Source organism: Streptomyces recifensis (assembly GCF_002154615.1).
Classification (GTDB): domain Bacteria; phylum Actinomycetota; class Actinomycetes; order Streptomycetales; family Streptomycetaceae; genus Streptomyces; species Streptomyces griseoluteus.
This window is the reverse complement of record NZ_MUNH01000699.1, coordinates 1-526: the sequence shown is the minus strand read 5'-3', so window position 1 is coordinate 526 and position 526 is coordinate 1. Positions and strand designations below refer to the sequence as shown.

Below are 526 nucleotides of genomic sequence, written 5' to 3'. Positions count from 1 at the left end.
GGCGGTGGGCAGCGGGAGGTGGGAGAGGTCGTCGTCGGTGATCGGGATCATCTCGCCGTCGGCGCCCTCGTACGCCTTGCCGATCTCGGACTGGGTGACCTCGCGGTCCTCCAGTTCGCAGACCTTGCGGTAGCGGATGCGGCCGTTGTCCTCGGTGTGGACCTGGCGGAAGGAGACCGCGTGGCTCTCGGTGGCGTTCACCAGCTTGATCGGGATGCTGACGAGGCCGAAGGAGATGGCGCCGTTCCAGATGGATCGCACGTGCCGGGTCCCTTCCGTACGGTTTCGATTTATCCCATTCGTCCCATTTCTGGGATTGTCATCCTATGACGCCAGTGACGGAGGTGGAGGGACGGCGGGTCTCGCTCAGCAATCTGGAGAAGGTGCTGTACCCGGAGACCGGCTTCACCAAGGGCGAGCTGCTGCACTACTACGCCAACGCCGCCGGGGTGCTGCTGCCGCATCTGCGGGACCGGGCGGTGTCCCTGCTGCGGTATCCGGACGGTCCCGGCGGGCAGGTGTTCTT

The 526-nt window shown here is 65.6% G+C and carries 2 protein-coding genes; one reads left to right on the top strand and one right to left on the bottom strand.

Annotated features, from left to right (window positions below):
* A partial coding sequence (locus CCN33_RS28565; protein WP_341866597.1) for a Ku protein occupies positions 1-261 on the bottom strand: 261 nt, incomplete at its 3' end.
* Between the two features lie 65 nt (positions 262-326).
* Here CCN33_RS28565 and ligD point away from each other — a divergent pair.
* A partial coding sequence (gene ligD, locus CCN33_RS28560) for a non-homologous end-joining DNA ligase LigD (protein WP_483027261.1) occupies positions 327-526 on the top strand: 200 nt, incomplete at its 3' end.